Origin of the sequence: Bradyrhizobium sp. AZCC 2262 (assembly GCF_036924535.1) — a bacterium.
In the GTDB taxonomy this organism is placed as follows: Bacteria; Pseudomonadota; Alphaproteobacteria; order Rhizobiales; family Xanthobacteraceae; genus Bradyrhizobium.
The window spans coordinates 526,694-541,782 of sequence record NZ_JAZHRT010000001.1 but is presented as its reverse complement, the minus strand read 5'-3'; the positions used below and the strand labels follow the sequence as shown (position 1 = coordinate 541,782).

At 64.6% G+C, this 15,089-nt stretch carries 16 protein-coding genes and 1 other RNA gene; 6 read left to right on the top strand and 11 right to left on the bottom strand.

Annotated features, from left to right (window positions below; genetic code table 11):
- Nucleotides 1-31: 31 nt before the first annotated feature.
- From V1283_RS02550 to rsmH, 3 genes are read right to left on the bottom strand one after another with little or no spacing between them, the layout of a single operon-like run.
- On the bottom strand, nt 32-1,783 hold the full coding sequence (locus V1283_RS02550) for a peptidoglycan D,D-transpeptidase FtsI family protein (protein WP_334384872.1): 1,752 nt from the start codon (nt 1,781-1,783) through the stop codon (nt 32-34).
- Nucleotides 1,780-2,172 (bottom strand): cell division protein FtsL, encoded by a 393-nt coding sequence (ftsL, locus tag V1283_RS02545; RefSeq protein WP_334384871.1) that lies wholly within the window; start codon nt 2,170-2,172, stop codon nt 1,780-1,782. Before ftsL ends, V1283_RS02550 begins: the two co-directional genes overlap by 4 nt.
- Nucleotides 2,173-2,174: 2 nt before the next feature.
- Nucleotides 2,175-3,170, bottom strand: a complete 996-nt coding sequence (gene rsmH / locus V1283_RS02540; RefSeq protein ID WP_334384870.1) for a 16S rRNA (cytosine(1402)-N(4))-methyltransferase RsmH — start codon at nt 3,168-3,170, stop codon at nt 2,175-2,177.
- Between the two features lie 39 nt (nt 3,171-3,209).
- Here rsmH and V1283_RS02535 point away from each other — a divergent pair, with 39 nt between their 5' ends.
- From V1283_RS02535 to V1283_RS02525, 3 genes are all read left to right on the top strand, one after another.
- Nucleotides 3,210-3,602: a hypothetical protein gene (locus tag V1283_RS02535; RefSeq protein ID WP_334384869.1), complete on the top strand. Its 393-nt coding sequence runs from the start codon at nt 3,210-3,212 to the stop codon at nt 3,600-3,602.
- Nucleotides 3,603-3,696: 94 nt separating this feature from the next.
- The gene (locus tag V1283_RS02530) at nt 3,697-4,566 is read left to right on the top strand and encodes a peptidoglycan recognition protein family protein (protein WP_334384868.1); all 870 of its coding nucleotides are present in this window, start codon (nt 3,697-3,699) and stop codon (nt 4,564-4,566) included.
- A 106-nt stretch (nt 4,567-4,672) separates the two neighbouring features.
- Nucleotides 4,673-5,371: a hypothetical protein gene (locus V1283_RS02525; RefSeq protein WP_334384867.1), complete on the top strand. Its 699-nt coding sequence runs from the start codon at nt 4,673-4,675 to the stop codon at nt 5,369-5,371.
- A gap of 36 nt (nt 5,372-5,407) precedes the next feature.
- On the opposite strand, the gene V1283_RS02520 is transcribed toward V1283_RS02525, so the two are convergent.
- From V1283_RS02520 to V1283_RS02510, 3 genes are all read right to left on the bottom strand, one after another.
- Nucleotides 5,408-6,640: an RNA polymerase sigma factor gene (locus tag V1283_RS02520; RefSeq protein WP_334384866.1), complete on the bottom strand. Its 1,233-nt coding sequence runs from the start codon at nt 6,638-6,640 to the stop codon at nt 5,408-5,410.
- Between the two features lie 15 nt (nt 6,641-6,655).
- Nucleotides 6,656-7,006, bottom strand: a complete 351-nt coding sequence (locus V1283_RS02515) for a YciI family protein (RefSeq protein WP_334384865.1) — start codon at nt 7,004-7,006, stop codon at nt 6,656-6,658.
- Nucleotides 7,007-7,122: 116 nt separating this feature from the next.
- Nucleotides 7,123-7,554, bottom strand: coding sequence for a PAS domain S-box protein (locus tag V1283_RS02510; RefSeq protein WP_334392936.1), 432 nt, complete (start codon nt 7,552-7,554; stop codon nt 7,123-7,125).
- A 137-nt stretch (nt 7,555-7,691) separates the two neighbouring features.
- On the opposite strand from V1283_RS02510, the gene rnpB reads away from it, so the two are divergent.
- Nucleotides 7,692-8,104: RNase P RNA component class A (gene rnpB, locus V1283_RS02505), an RNA gene on the top strand.
- A 74-nt stretch (nt 8,105-8,178) separates the two neighbouring features.
- Here the strand turns inward: rnpB and V1283_RS02500 are convergent.
- From V1283_RS02500 to V1283_RS02490, 3 genes are all read right to left on the bottom strand, one after another.
- Entirely contained in the window at nt 8,179-8,907 is a 729-nt protein-coding gene (locus tag V1283_RS02500; RefSeq protein WP_334384864.1) for an alpha/beta hydrolase, read from the bottom strand.
- A 118-nt stretch (nt 8,908-9,025) separates the two neighbouring features.
- Nucleotides 9,026-9,991, bottom strand: a complete 966-nt coding sequence (locus tag V1283_RS02495) for a helix-turn-helix domain-containing protein (protein ID WP_334384863.1) — start codon at nt 9,989-9,991, stop codon at nt 9,026-9,028.
- A gap of 108 nt (nt 9,992-10,099) precedes the next feature.
- Nucleotides 10,100-10,813, bottom strand: a complete 714-nt coding sequence (locus V1283_RS02490; RefSeq protein ID WP_334384862.1) for an alpha/beta fold hydrolase — start codon at nt 10,811-10,813, stop codon at nt 10,100-10,102.
- A 199-nt stretch (nt 10,814-11,012) separates the two neighbouring features.
- On the opposite strand from V1283_RS02490, the gene V1283_RS02485 reads away from it, so the two are divergent.
- Both V1283_RS02485 and V1283_RS02480 read left to right on the top strand, forming a co-directional pair.
- The gene (locus tag V1283_RS02485; RefSeq protein WP_334384861.1) at nt 11,013-11,756 is read left to right on the top strand and encodes a sulfite exporter TauE/SafE family protein; all 744 of its coding nucleotides are present in this window, start codon (nt 11,013-11,015) and stop codon (nt 11,754-11,756) included.
- A gap of 72 nt (nt 11,757-11,828) precedes the next feature.
- Nucleotides 11,829-12,761, top strand: coding sequence for a DMT family transporter (locus tag V1283_RS02480; RefSeq protein ID WP_334384860.1), 933 nt, complete (start codon nt 11,829-11,831; stop codon nt 12,759-12,761).
- Here V1283_RS02480 and V1283_RS02475 read toward each other — a convergent pair.
- Both V1283_RS02475 and V1283_RS02470 read right to left on the bottom strand, forming a co-directional pair.
- On the bottom strand, nt 12,743-13,144 hold the full coding sequence (locus V1283_RS02475) for a hypothetical protein (RefSeq protein ID WP_334384858.1): 402 nt from the start codon (nt 13,142-13,144) through the stop codon (nt 12,743-12,745). The genes V1283_RS02480 and V1283_RS02475 overlap by 19 nt on opposite strands.
- Nucleotides 13,145-13,207: 63 nt before the next feature.
- Complete coding sequence (locus V1283_RS02470; protein WP_334384857.1) at nt 13,208-15,010, bottom strand: ABC transporter ATP-binding protein; 1,803 nt, start codon at nt 15,008-15,010, stop codon at nt 13,208-13,210.
- Nucleotides 15,011-15,089: the final 79 nt, after the last annotated feature.

Genomic DNA, 15,089 nt, shown 5'->3' with positions numbered 1-15,089 from the left:
CCGGGGCAGTGAGGGCGCGTGATATTACGCCTTACTGGGTTGTCCTCGATGCCGCAAGAATAAGGCGGTCGGACGGCGGCAGATCGAAGCGCGGCTCGACGCCCAGAAGCGGCCCGATGCGGGCAATCACCTTGCCGCCGGTCGGCACCGCGTTCCAGCCCGAGGTGATGAAGCCATGGGTTTCCGGCAGCGCCTTCGGCTCGTCCAGCATGACCAGAAGCTGATACTGCGGATTGTCGGCCGGGATGATGGCGGTGAACGAGTTGAGCACCTGCTTCTTGGAATAGCGGCCGTTGACGACCTTTTCCGAGGTGCCGGTCTTGCCGCCGATATAATAGCCCTTCACGTCGGCCTGCTTGGCGGTTCCAATCTCGGCGTTCAACCGCATCAGATAGCGCATCTTCTCGGAAGTTTCCGTCTTGACCACTCTCTTGGCGATCGCCCTGGCTTCCTCTTCCGATCGCTTGAGGAAGGTCGGGGGAATCAGCAGGCCGCCATTGACGACCGCGTTGATGCCCATCACCGCCTGCAACGGCGCCACCGCGATGCCGTGACCGAAGGAGATCGTGATGGTGTTGAGTTCGCTCCAGCGCTTCGGCACGATCGGCGACGCGCTCTCGGGCAGTTCGGTGCGCAGCCGGTCCATCTGGCCGAGCTTCTTCAGGAATGCCTTGTGCGCCTCGACGCCCTGCGCAAGCGCAATCCTGGCCGCGCCGACATTCGAGGAGAAGGTGAACACTTCCGACAACGTGATCGAGCGGCCGAGCGGATGAGTATCGTGAATGGCGAACTTGCCGAAATGCAGCGCGCCACGCGCGTCATACAGCGTGTTGAGGTTGGCCTTGCCGGAATCCAGCGCCATCGCCAGCGTCAGCGCCTTGAAGGTCGAGCCCATTTCGAACACGCCCGTGGTCAGGCGGTTGATGCGCTCGGGGTCGTGCGCTTCTTTCGGATTGTTGGGATCGAAATCCGGCAGCGACACCAGGGCCACGATCTCGCCGGTCCGGACGTTGGAGACGAGGCCGGAAGCCGCCTTGGCCTTGTATTTTTCCTTCGCCTTCAACAATTCGTCGCGCAGCGCATGTTCGACGCGCAGGTCGATCGACAGTTCCACCGGCTTCTGCAGGCGATCGGTGGCAAAGCCGGCGCGGTGCAGATCGGCCAGACCGTTATTGTCCAGCCACTTCTCCATCCCGGCGATGCCCTGGTTGTCGATATTGACGAGCCCGATCAGATGCGCGACCGCGGCGCCGGTCGGATAGACGCGCTTGTTCTCGCGCAGGAAGCCGATGCCGGGAACGCCGAGCTTGTGGATGTCCTGCTGCTGCTTTGGCGTGATCTCGCGCTTCAGCCAGACAAAGCCCTTGCGCGACGACAGGCGCGTGCGCGCCTCCGCCGTATCGAGGTCCGGCAGCGCCGCGGTCAGGAGTTCGATCGCCTCGTCCTTGTCGATGATGCGCCTCGGCTCACCGAACAGGCTCGGCGCCTTGACGTCGGTGGCGAGCACCTCGCCATTGCGGTCGACGATGTCGGGCCGCGCGGTCGCAATCGCGTCCTGCGAGCCGGCGCGGCGCGCGCCGTGACTGTCGGCGCCGACCGCGAACATCACCAGACGTCCGGCCAGCACCGCATAGATCGCCGCGAATAGCAGGATGGCCAATCCTACCCTGGCCCGGGCTTTTGCGGCGCGATCGACGTTGCGCCCGTAGAGCAGGCTGCGGATCAGCCGCTGCCGCCACGGCTCCGCGGGCCGCTTGATTTTGGTGAGCGCGCGGCCGGTCATTGCCGATCTCCGGTCGCTGGCACCGACCCGGTTGTGGGCGGCGCATCGGCGGCAGCCTCGATGGTGTTGATCATCGCGCCGATCGGATCGGGTGCACCGGGCCTTGCAAAGGCCGGCGGCCGTTCCGGCAGGTTCTTCAACTGATCGTATTGCGTGGCGTTGAGCGGCTTCAGGCCGAGATGGCGTTCGGCGAGCCCTTGCAGCCGCAGCGGCGCATCGAGCTTGGCCCATTCCGCGCGCAGCGCCGCAATGGCGTCGCGCTGCTCGCGGATCTCGGCGTTGAGGCGCAGCACGCGTTCGACGCGCGAGGTCGATTCCATCTTGATCCGGTACACGTAGGCCGCCGCGAATATCAACATGCCGATGACGAGGAAGTGGACGATCCGCACGGTCAGCCTCCCCTCATCACATCTGCAAGGACGGGCCAGGCCGGCAGGCGGTCTGCCGCATGCGCGGGCGCTGTGGTGCGCTCGGCAGCGCGCAGCTTTGCGGAACGCGCGCGCGGATTGGCGGCGACTTCGGCTTCGCCGGGGATAACGGGACGCTTGGTCAAAATCTGAAAACTCGGCGCGGCCTGCGCCACTTCGGGCAAGTGCCGCGATCCGCCGCCGGTCTTGCCGCGCGCGTTGAAGAAATCCTTGACGATGCGGTCTTCCAGCGAATGAAACGACACCACCACCAGCCGCCCGCCGGGCTTCAGCACGCGCTCGGCGGCCACAAGCGCCAGATGCAGTTCGTCGAGTTCCGCGTTGACGAAGATTCTCAAGCCCTGGAACGTGCGCGTCGCCGGATGAATCTCGTTCGGTTTGCTTCGCACCACCTTGCCGACGATATCGGCCAGCGCTTGCGTCGTCGTGATCGGCGCTTCTTTCCGCGCCGCCACGATGGCGCGCGCCACGGCGCGGGAATGGCGCTCTTCGCCGAAAATATAGATGATGTTGGCGAGATCGGCCTCGGAAGCCTTCGCAACCACATCCGCCGCCGTCGGCCCGTCATGGCCCATCCGCATGTCGAGCGGGCCGCCGAGCCGGAACGAGAAGCCGCGCTCGGCCTGGTCGAGCTGCATCGAGGAAACGCCGACGTCCATCACGACGCCGTCCACCGCGGGCGCACCTTGCCCCGCGCAGATGTCCGCAAGGTTGGAGAATCGGTCCTCGACCAGGGTCAGCCGACCATCGGACTGATCGACCAGATCGAAACCGCCGGTAACCGCCGACCGGTCGCGGTCGATGCCGATAACCTGGGTTCCCGCGACGGCGAGGATCGCGCGGCTGTAGCCGCCGGCACCGAAGGTCGCGTCGATATAAATGCCGCCATCGCGGGGGGCGAGCATTTCGACCGCCTCGCGGCCGAGAACGGAGATATGGCGTGGCGCAGCCGGGCTCATGCGCCGTCCCCCGGCGTATCCCAGCCTGCAAAATGGAAGATGGACGCGAACAGGCCCATTGCGCCTCAAATCTCTGCGCTTCGCCGGGCTTTTCTGGCCAAAAAACCGCAAACAGGCACGATTGCCGCCTCTGGTCCGGCCTCGCGCCCCCTCATTTCCGGACGGAATTTGCTGGGTTGCCATGGCATTTCGAGCGCGAAAGAGGGTCTCGGCCGTCCCCAACCCGGTTCGGCTCTTCACCACTTAGTAACGGCACTTAGCGTTAAGAAAGCGTTGATGAACGATTACGGGTTTTGCGCGCTTTCCAGAGCGTTTTCCAGCGAGGCGAGGACCGGTTCGCGTCAAGAAAACGCGTCAGAACAAAAAATCCAGACACTGAAAATGGTGATGCGCGCCGCACACACTCAGGTCGAAATGCAAGCTGGAACCTGACCGCCGCATTGCGCGGCCGCGGGGTAAATGAGTAGTAAACGGTATTATCGCCTGAACACGATATTGTCGTTCTCTCGCCCGCTTTGGGTCTAAAATGACTTCTGGTTCGTTCGCATCTGCTGGTATTGATTCGAAGCGTCAACGCGCCCTTCCCGTGCCCAGGGCCAACGCCGACATGAAGACCTTTACCCCAGATTCCTCGATCGCATCCGACGTCATTCCGTCCCCGAACCATGGCGACCGCAACAACGGCCGCCTCGCCGACATGATCGTGCTGCACTACACCGGCATGCCGGATGTGGAGGGCGCGATCGCCCAGCTCTGCACGCCCGGCACCGACGTATCGGCGCATTACATCGTGCTGGAAGACGGCCGCATCGTGCAATCCGTGCCGGAAGCCAAGCGCGCCTGGCACGCCGGGGTATCCTTTTGGGCCGGCGAGGAAGACATCAATTCCTGCTCGATCGGGATCGAGATCATCAATCGCGGTCACGACTGGGGCTATCCGGATTTCCCGCTGCGTCAGATCGCCGCCGTGATCGCGCTGTGCCGCGGCATCATGCTCCGCCGCAAGATACCTTCGCATCGGGTGCTCGCGCATTCCGACGTCGCGCCGGCGCGCAAAAGGGATCCCGGCGAAAAGTTTCCGTGGCATTCGCTGGCCAATTCCGGCGTCGGCCATTGGGTGCAGCCGGCGCCGATCGTGCGCGGCGAAACGCTCAAGCTCGGCAGCATCGGCGACGCCGTTGCCGGGCTACAGGCGGCGCTTGCCAAATACGGCTACAACGTACCGACCCACGGCAAATTCGACGGCCCGACCATGGAAGTGGTCACCGCGTTTCAGCGCCACTTCCGTCCCGCGCGCGTCGACGGCATCGCCGATCACTCGACCTTGAGCACGCTGCACGCGCTGCTGGCGAGCCTGCCGCCGGAAGCGATGACGACGGTGGTTGCGGCGAAGTAGCCCTGTCGCGGTGTGACAGCGCCTCAATCAAGCATTGTCACCAGTGCGACGACCTCACAATCGCCCCAAGGCTGCTGCGCTGCTGCCTCCCTTCGGTCAATCCCGGATGGACTCATCCGTCAATGACTACGAAGAATCGACGGTAGAGGTACGAATGCTTTACTCACAAAGCCCACCGCTCGCAGAGCAGGAGTGGCGGACAGCTGACGAAACTTCGTCGGGCAGGCCTTTGCGCGATCGGGACGCCCGTTCCGAACCGCGCTTTGGCAGGCGGCCCGTAAACGCGTCGATTCAGTCTCGTCCAGCGAGCGGCCGGCCGACGATTGGCGGGCGAATATTCCGCACCCTGACCCGGTTCTCAATTGCGGTTCTCATCGGTGTCGGCGCCACGCTTGGCTGGCAGTTCTATGGTGATGCGGCAAGGGAGGTGCTCGTGGCGCGGGCGCCAACGCTGGCCTGGCTGTTATCCGTTTCCACGACGAAGCCGCCGGTCGCCGCAGCTTCCCCTAACCTGGCGCCACTGCTTGAGCCCTTGGCGTCCAATCTCGATGCCGTGCGGCGCAGCGTCGAACAACTCACCGCCAAGCAAGAACAGATGGCCCAGAATATTGCGACACTGCAGGCTGGTCAGGAGGACATCAGACAGAAGATGTCGTTCACGTCTCCGTCCCCCGCCGCGGCCGAGCCTGCGGCTGCCGTCGCGCAGCATAAACCCCCGCAAGCAAGGGCACAGTCACCGGCTGTGCAGTCATCGTCGGCGCCTCGTCCGTCGCCTGCTATTGGACCAGTCCCGCTCTCGCGCTGATTGTCCAGATGGCCGGGACAAGCCCGGCGATGACGCCTAGAAATCCAACTCCGCGATCCTTCGCGCATAGAGCCGCCGCAACGGCTCCAGTTGCGTCGCCGCCGTCGCGGCCTGATAGGCCTCACGCGCCGCATCGCGCCGGCCGAGACGCCGCAACAGGTCCGCGCGCACCGCCGGCAGCAGCTCATAACCCTTCAGCCGGGCCTCCAGCGCATCGATCAGGTCGAGCGCCCGCGCCGGCCCATCGACCATCGACACCGCAGCGGCGTGGTTGAGTTCGATCACCGGCGACGGGCTGATCCGCAGCAGCACTTCATAGAGGCCGGCGATCTGCCGCCAATCGGTATCCTTGTAGCTGGACGCCCGCGCATGCAGCGCGGCGATGGCCGCCTGCACCGCATAGGATTGCGGCCGGCCCGGCATCCGCAGCGCCTCTTCCACGAGAAGCAGGCCCTCCGATATCTGCCCGCGATCCCACAGCGTCCGGTCCTGCTCTTCCAGGAGCACGATATCGCCGCCCGCGGTCTCGCGGCCGGCGCGGCGTGAATCGTGCAGCAGCATCAGGGCCAGCAACCCCTTGATCTCGCCGCGTCCCGGCATCAGCGCATCGAGCAGCCGCCCCAGCCGGATGGCTTCCCGCGCCAGATCAGGCCGCATCAGATCTTCGCCTGATGTCGCCGCATAGCCTTCGGTGAACACGAGATAGATCACCGCGAGCACGCCGCGCAGCCGCGGCTCCAGCGCGTCGCGCTCCGGCACCTCATAGGGAATGCCGGCGAGACGGATTTTCTGCTTGGCGCGCAACAGGCGTTGCGCCATCGCGTCCTCGCTTGCGAGGAACGCGCGCGCGACCTGCGCCGTCGTCAGCCCGCATACCGTGCGCAGCGTGAGCGCGACCTGCACCTCGGCGGCAAAGGACGGATGGCAGCAGGTGAAGATCAGCCGCAGCATGTCGTCGTCGAGCGCGTTGTCAGCGTCCTCGCCTGGCGCGGACGCGTTGAGCAGGATCTCGCGCGTCAATTCCTGCTGCTTGCCGCGAAACGTGACGTTGCGTCTGACGCGATCGATCGCCTTGTTGCGCCCGACATTGACCAGCCATGCCCGCGGATTGGACGGCAGGCCAGCATTGGACCAGCGCTCCAGCGCCACCGCGAATGCGTCCTGCAGTGCATCCTCGGCGAGATCAAAATCGCCGACGAGGCGGATCAGCGTGGCCAACGCCCTGCCCGCCTCGTCGCGAAATATTTTTTCGACCTCAACCGGGGTCATGCGGGCACGTTGCCGTCAATCATAAATCATGACCGGCCGCACCTCGATCGAACCGGTCCTGGCGCCGGGAATGCGCGCGGCGATGCCGAGGGCGGTGTCGAGATCCTTGGCCTCGACCAGATAATAGCCGCCGAGCTGCTCTCGCGTCTCCGCGAACGGACCGTCGGTCGTCAGGATCTTGCCGTCGCGGACGCGCACGGTGGTCGCCGTCGTCGTCGGCTGCAAGCCGTCGCCGGCTTTGAAATGGCCGCTCTGGATGATGGACTGGGTGAACACGCCGTATTCCGCCGACATTTCCTTGCGCGCCGCCGCGTCCATTTTGCCAAGCTCGGCCTCGCTCCGATAGATCATCAAAAGATACTGCATTTCGAAAACTCCTTCTGATCGGCTGGATCGCCGACACCCAGTCGAACGGGAACCCCGCGAGACGACATCGTCGGAGAAATTATTTTCCGACGGAGCGGCAATCATGAAGCCAGCTATCAGGACTGCCGGCCGGCACCGGCCAGCCGCCGCTTCAATTCCCTCACCTCTTCGAAGCGCTTGGTCACGTCGCGCATGACGGCCACGGTGCCCGTGGTCTCCTGCGCTCCATTTCGCAGCAGCACGATGGTGAACTCAACCGATATCCGCGCGCCCTCCTTGGTCAGGCCGGGTACCGACAGCAGGTCGCCGTGGCCGTAGCGGCTCGTTCCCGTCGCCATGGTATGGCGAAATCCTTCCCAGTGCCGGGCGCGCAGGTTTTCGGGAATGATCAGGTCGAGCGACTGGCCGACAACCTGCCCGGCCGTGAAGCCGAATATCCGCTCCGCGCCGGGATTCCAGAATGTGATGCGTCCGTCGCGATCAGTCGCGATGATCGCGTCGGAGGCGCTGTGCAGCAGGGCTTCAGCAAGACCGGCGGGAATGTTCATCGTGCGCATCTGCTCGTTGTCCTCAGTCATCGGCATCAAATGCCCGTGTTCCGCAGATGTCAAAATAAGTCGGACGGAACCCGATTAACCATCGCGATCCCTTGACGCGGCGCGCGTGAGCCCTCATGCGTATGGCGTCAGTCGGCCGGACGGCCGCTCCCGCTATGGTCGAAAGGCTGCGGGGGAGGAAAGTCCGGGCTCCATCGACATACGGTGCCGGATAACGTCCGGCGGGGGCAACCCCAGGGAAAGTGCCACAGAGAACGAACCGCTCCGTCTGCGGACGGAGTAAGGGTGAAAAGGTGCGGTAAGAGCGCACCGCGTATCCGGCAACGGAAACGGCATGGCAAACCACACCGGGAGCAAAACCGAATAGGGACGGCGACGCGGTACGTTCGCGAAAGCGATAACACCGCAGGGCGATGTCAGGCTCGCTGTCCGGGTAGGTTGCTCGAGGCCATGTGCAAACATGGTCCCAGAGGAATGGCCGTCACGTACCATTCGAAAGAATGGTGCCCTACAGAACCCGGCTTACAGGCTGGCTGATGTTCTAAAAATGAGGGGTTCGGCGTAACGCGCCGGACCCCTCGCCATTTGTGGACAGCGCTGGTGCGCGCATCGACCTCAGTCGCGCGCCGCCTCTCCGATCGCCTGCGCCAGCCGTGCCGGATTGCTGAAGAACATCTCGTGGCTGCCGTCGCATTCGACCAGCCGGAAAAGCCCCAGCCGTTCCGACAACCGCGGATGCCATGGCATGCTGTGCGGCAGGGCGATGTCCTGCCGGCAATTGACGTAGGATTTGCCGACCGGCAGTTCCGCCAACGCATGCTTCAGCGTGATCCTGTCGGTGAATGTCTTGTACGGATGCAGGTTGAGTTTGGCGTAAGCGGACTTCGCCAGTTCGAGGTCGGCGTCGTTGATGAAGGCATCGCGCCAGATTTCGAACGGCAGCATCACGGCGCCCTTGTTGGCGGCGGCCACCGCGTCGAACAGGCCGACATAGTGCGGCGGCACCATGTCGTTGAGGCACTGCCCGTCCAGCGGAACGAAGGCATTGACATAGACGAGCCGCTTGATCCGGTCGGTCAGGCGGTCGGCGACGCCGGAAATCACCATGCCGCCATAGGAGTGGCCGACCAGCCTAATGTCGCGCAGATTGTTCGCTTCAATGTAACTGACGACAGACGAAATCGCCTGCTCGAGTCCGAACGTCTCGCGATCGTCATCCCTGTTGTTGCCGGCCACCGTCGGGCAATGCACGACATGGCCGCTCTTTCGCAGATGTCCGGCCACCGCTTCCATTTCGGCGCCGGTGTGCCACGCGCCGTGAACCAGTACGTAAGTGTCCGCCATTCCCGTCTCCCCTCGATTTTGGAAATCGAGCCTTGATAGGGACGGCGTTTCGCTTCCGATGGCCGGATTCGGTCACCGTCGTCGCCTGATTGCGCCAAGGGACGCTACAATAACGCCTTTAGCGCTGCCGCCGGAACGCGCCCGGCGTCATGCCGAGAAACTTGCGGCATTGACGGATGAAGTGGGAGGGATCGGACAGGCCGACCCGCAGTCCGATGCCGCCGACGCTGATGCGATCGAACCGCGGCTCGCGCAGCATCCGCTGCGCCGCCGCCATCCGGCAATCGTTGAGCAGCCCGCTGAACGTCACGCCCGCTTTGTTGAGGCAGCGGTGCAAGGTCCGCTCCGAGACGCGCAAATCCTCCGCGACCGCCACAGCTGTCAGCCCCGGCTCGGCGTAGCGCAGCCGGATCGCACGACCGATCTGGTCCAGAAGTCCTGCGGCATCGCGCTGCTCGGCGGGCGTCGCCGGAATCTCGCTGTCGAAGCCAAGCGCCAGCAGCGCGCCGAGCTGGTCGGTCAGCACCCGCGCCGGCAGCGGCCGGTCGGTGGCGAGCTGGGGAGTCAATTGGCAGGCAAATGCGCTGAGCGCCGCGCCCCAGCCAGCGCGCCCGTCGACGCGCTGTCCGATGCGCCGCTCGGGATCTGATATCCACGATTCGACCCAGTGGATCGGCAGCTCCAGCGACAGCGTGTCCGCGTTCACCGGAAAGTTGAATTCATAGCAGCGCCGGGAATCCAGCAGCACGAGATCCATCGGCCGCATCCGCGACGCGTGACCGTTCTGCATCACCGTCCAGTCGTTGTCGGTCTTGCACAGCAGGTAATAATAGTTGGCCGCGCTGCGCGCGACGCTGGCTTTGCGGCGGTAGACATGCTGCGCCGATCCCTGCACGCGGTTGATTCCGATCGTGTCGAGTTGCCCGCGCTGAACCGAGCAGTCGAAACCCGATCGAACCGGTGTCGTGATGTCCATTTCGAGAAAGCATTCGCAGACGGCGCCGATCCAATAATCCAGCCGCCGTTCCGGCTCGACCGAGCCAGTCGACCACGTCTCGATGCCTGTCGTCGTTCTGGCCGCCATGGCCCTGCCCTCCGCGATCGACCTCGATCACCGGTTCGCCAGCTTGTTGGGCTGACGGCGGAGAGTCAATCCGTATGCGGGGTTGGGTGCTGCCGGGTGGTAGCAACCTCAGGCAGCGATCTCTTGCAACAGCGCCATCAGCGCTTCCGGCGCGGTGACATTCGGCGAATGGCTGGCGTCGATCTCGTAGTAGCGCCAGGCGGAATCGCTCTTCGTCATTTTGGCGAACGGCCCAAACGTGTCAGCCGGCGTGATGCGCGTAGCGTAGATATAGCTGCGCGGCAGCGTCAGCGCGCCACCCTGCAGCTTGAACTTCGCCTCGAAACATTTGATCGGCATGTCCACGCGGCGCGTGCTGAGCCATTCGACGTCTGTCGGCGAGGTATCTGATGGCGTCGGATTCGGCGGCACCCGCCAGCCGCCAGCCTTTGCCAGTTCCTGCATCCGCAGCACAGCCGCCTGGTTCAGATCCAGCAACGACTGCCCGTCGCTAGGCACGAAGGCGTCGATATAAATCAACTGCCTGACCTTGTCGCGCGCTCGGTCGGCCACACCGGTGGCAACCATGCCGCCATAGCTGTGGCCGATCAGCACGATGTCGCGCAGGTCTTCATACTTGATGACGTTGAGCACATCCTCGATATGCGCGTCGAGATCGATTGCCGGGTGGGCCAGATGCGCGCGCTCGCCGAGGCCCGTATAGGTCGGCGTCACCAGACGGTGCCCGGCCGCCTGCATCAGCGGATGCATCTTCTTCCAGGCCCAGCCCGCGGACCACGCTCCGTGACAGACGAGGAAGGTTTTTGGAGAGGTTGCGGTCATCGGGCCGTTTCCATCAGGTTATTGTTGAAGGCGTCGATTGCGATAGTACCCGTCCGCCGCGTCGTGTAAACGTCGCCGCAAATTTCAGCATCGTCATTCCGGGGCGCGAAGCGAACCCGGAATGACGAGATTCCGGGTCTGGTCCTTCGGACCATCTACGATGCGCAATTGCGCATCGGAGAATGACGGGGGAAAAAGAGTGGACGTCGCTACCTACGCGATTTTGCTTGCCGGCGCGCTTGCCGGCGGTTTCGTGTCCGGCCTCGCTGGTTTCGGCACGGCGCTGATGGCGCTCGGGATCTGGCTTTATATCCTGCCGCCCGCAATTGCCGTGCCGCTGGTGCTGATCTGCTCGGTCAGCTCGCAGATCTCGACATTGCCGTCGATGTGGAAGCTGCTCGATTTCAAGCTGGCCTTGCCGTTCGTGGCCGGCGGAATCCTCGGCATGCCGATCGGGGCGCTGCTGGTCGCGCGCGCCGACCCGCAGACCTTCAAGCTCAGCGTCGGCGTGATGCTGCTGGTGTTTCCGACCGCGCTCTATTTCATCCGCAGGCCGATGGCCTTTCGGTTCGGCGGCCGCATCGCCGACGCCTGCGTCGGATTTGCCGGCGGCATCCTCGGCGGCCTCGCCGGACTGTCGGGCCCGCTTCCGACCCTGTGGGCCAGCATCCGCGGCTGGACCAAGGATCAGCGCCGCGGCGTTTTCCAGATCTTCAACGGCACCGTGCTCGGCGCCGCGCTCATCCTGCAGGCCGCCACCGGTTTCGTGAAGCTGAACGTCTTCCTGCTCGCGCTCTTGGCGATGCCCGGCACGCTGATCGGCGCCCGCCTCGGCATGCGCACCTACCACGCCCTGAACGACCGGAATTTCTACGACGTCGTGCTGGCGCTGTTGTTTCTGTCAGGCGCCGGATTGGTGTGGAGCAGCATTGCTCCGAGATAGCGGCGCATAGCCGCCATGTGCACCGAGTAGATTGCTGTACGCTGACCTGCAAAGCAGCTACCCAATCGCGTCATGTCCTCTCCTTCGTCGCGCGAACGTCTCGGTCTGCTGCCGGGTTTTGTCGGCATGGTGATCTTCGGCGGCACGCTGCCGGCGACGCGGATCGCGGTTGCGGAAATTGATCCGATTGCACTGACCTCGCTGCGCACTGCGATCGCCGGGCTCTGTTCTCTGGTGCTCCTCCTTATGTTGCGCCGCCCGCTGCCGCCCCGTGCGCTGTGGCCGCAACTCGTGATCGCCATGCTCTGCGTCGCCGTCCTGTTTCCGCTGTTGATGTCGCTCGGGATGCAGCGGGTCGACGCCTCGCATGGCGGCGTGGTGCTGGGCGTGCTGCCGATCGCCACCGCGCTCGTCGCGGTCGCCATCACCCATGAGCGGCCGAGGCCGCTGTTCTGGATCGCTTCCGTCGCCGGCGCCGCGCTGGTGATCGCGTTTTCGTTGCGGCAAGGCGGCGGCGCGTTCTCGACCGGGGATTTGCTGTTGTTCGCAGCGGTAGCCGTCTCCGCGATCGGCTACGCATTCTCCGGCCGGCTGACCTCGCAGATGCCGGGCTGGGAGGTGATAAGCTGGGTGCTGGTGATCGCACTGCCGCTATCGATCCCCGCGGCCGCGCTGACCATGCCTGCGGATATCGCCCACATCGCGCTGAAGCCGTGGCTCGGGCTGCTCTATGTCGCGCTGTTTTCGCAATGGATCGGCTTCTTCGCGTGGAACGCCGGCCTCGCAATGGGCGGCATCGCGCGGGTATCGCAGATACAATTGCTGCAGCCTTTCGTCACCTTCGCGCTGGCGGCGTTCTTCAACGACGAGACCATCACGCTGCAGATCCTGCTGTTCGCCGCCGCCGTCGTGGTGACGGTCGCGATCTCGGCACGCACGCGGTCCAAGGCCGCGCCTGCGCCGCCGCAACGCGATCGCGAGCCGCCTCAGTTGGCCGCATCCTGATCGATCAGGGCCGGACACGCCTCAATCAGTTCGGTCCTGGTCTTTTCCGAACGAAGTGCGCGAAGCAGCACCCTGGCCGTTTTCAGATGATCCACCTTCACACACAGCCTGATGATCTGGCTCACTGAAATGTCGCGCATCGAATCGTCGGAAATCTGCATCGCAATTTCGAGCGCGCGCTTGATGCCGGCCCGGTATCGCTCGGTATCGGCGGCTCGCTTCTGCTCGGCCTTGCGCCCGCCTGCCGCCGCCATTGCTTCGGCGATTGCCGCGGCGGAAGCGCAAATATCGCGGATCTTGTGGGCCGCGCCGATATCGCCCAACGGCTGATCATCGGCGACTTCCCAGACTTCCGGTTGCCGATCCTTGCGAAACCAGCTCATCGCGCAAGACCTCTCGATGCCGGAAACATATTCCGACACCGAGCAGGACTGCAAGAACGCACCTCACTCCGCCGCCGAGATGCGGCCGAACTCGGTCGCCTGCAGTTCGAACAGGCTGCGATAGACGCCACCCGGACGCGTCGTCAGCGCCGCGTGGGTGCCTTGCTCGACGATCTCGCCGCGGTCGAACACCAGAATGCGATCGAGGCTGCGCACCGTCGACAGCCGGTGCGCGATCACGATCGAGGTACGCCCTTTCATCAAGCGCTCCATCGCCTGCTGGATCAGGCCTTCCGATTCCGAATCGAGGCTCGAGGTCGCCTCGTCCAGGATCAGCACCGGCGCGTCCGCCAGGAACGCGCGCGCCAGCGCGACGCGCTGCCGCTCGCCGCCCGACAGCTTGACGCCGCGTTCGCCGACCAGCGTGCCATAGCCTTTCGGCAGCCGCAGGATGAAGTCGTGCGCGTTGGCGAGCCGCGCCGCCTGCTCGATCGCCGACATGCTGGCGCCCGGCCGCCCATAGGCGATGTTCTCGGCCAGCGTGCGGTGAAACAGGATCGGGTCCTGCTGCACGATCGCGATCTGGCTGCGCAGCGAATGCTGCGTCGCCTTCGCGATGTCCTGACCGTCGATCAGGATCTTGCCGCCGCTGACGTCGTACAGCCGCTGCACCAGCTTGACGAAGGTGGTCTTGCCGGAACCAGAACGGCCGACCAGGCCGACCCGCGCGCCGGCGCGGATCTCCACCGACAGGCCGTCATACAGCGGCGCACGATGGCCGCCATAATGGAACGTCACGTCGTCGAACACGATGCGGCCGCCCTGGATATCGATCGGCCCGGCATCGGGCGCGTCCGCAATGCCGATCGGCTCGGCATGGATCGCGACAAGCTCCTCCATGTCGTTGACCGAACGCTGCAGATTGTTGATGTGCATGCCGACGTCGCGCAGGTAAGCGTGGATGATGTAATAGCTGGTCAGCACATAGGTGACGTCGCCGGGCGTGGCGCGACCGGCGATCCACAGCAGGATCGCGCCGCCGATCACCGAGCCGCGGAAGCACAACAACACCGCGAGCTGTGCCGTCGAGGTGTAGTTGTAACGGTACCACGTCCGCCGCACGCGCGTGCGCCACCGGCCGATGACGCCGGCCAGCCGCGCGTCCTCGCGCGCTTCCGCGCCGAAGGATTTCACCACCGCGTTGCAGGTCAAGGCATCCGCCAGCGTGCCGCCGACCTTGGTGTCCCAGGCGTTGGAAACGCGTGCGGCCGGTGCGATGTAGTTCATCGAGAACGCCAGCGTCATCGAGACATAGATCACGGTGCCGACCGCGATCACCGCGCCCAGCACCGGCCAGTGCAGCCCGAGCAGGATCATCGAGCCCAGCAGCACCAGCAATGACGGCATCAGCGCCATCAGGATCGTGTCGTTGAGCAGGTCGAGCGCCCACATGCCGCGCGTGATCTTGCGCACGGTCGAACCGGCAAAGCTGTTGGCGTGCCAGTCCGTCGAGAAGCGCTGCACGCACGCGAAAGCATCGCGTGACACGTCGGACATCGTCTTCAGCGTGAACGGCACGATCGCCTGCAGGCCGGTCAGCCGCAGGACCATCGACATCAGGCCGAGCGCCACGATCCCGCCGAAGGCAACGAACGCGGCATGGCGCGCTGCCGCGTCCGCAGCGCCCAGGGTCAGCGCATCGACCAGGCGGCCGGAGAAGATCGGCATGAACAGGTCGGCCGCGGTGGCGCCGAGCAGGCCGCCGGCGACGATCGCGGCACGGGCAGGCTGTTGCAGCCAATGGCGGAACACGAACGGGATCACCACGCGTATCGCCGTGGGACGTTTATCTGTTTGAACGGTCATGGCGTCATCCGGCTGCGCTTAACGCACATGCCGGCTCCATCTGAATTGACGCGCGTGCAGCCTCGGGCCGAACGCAAGC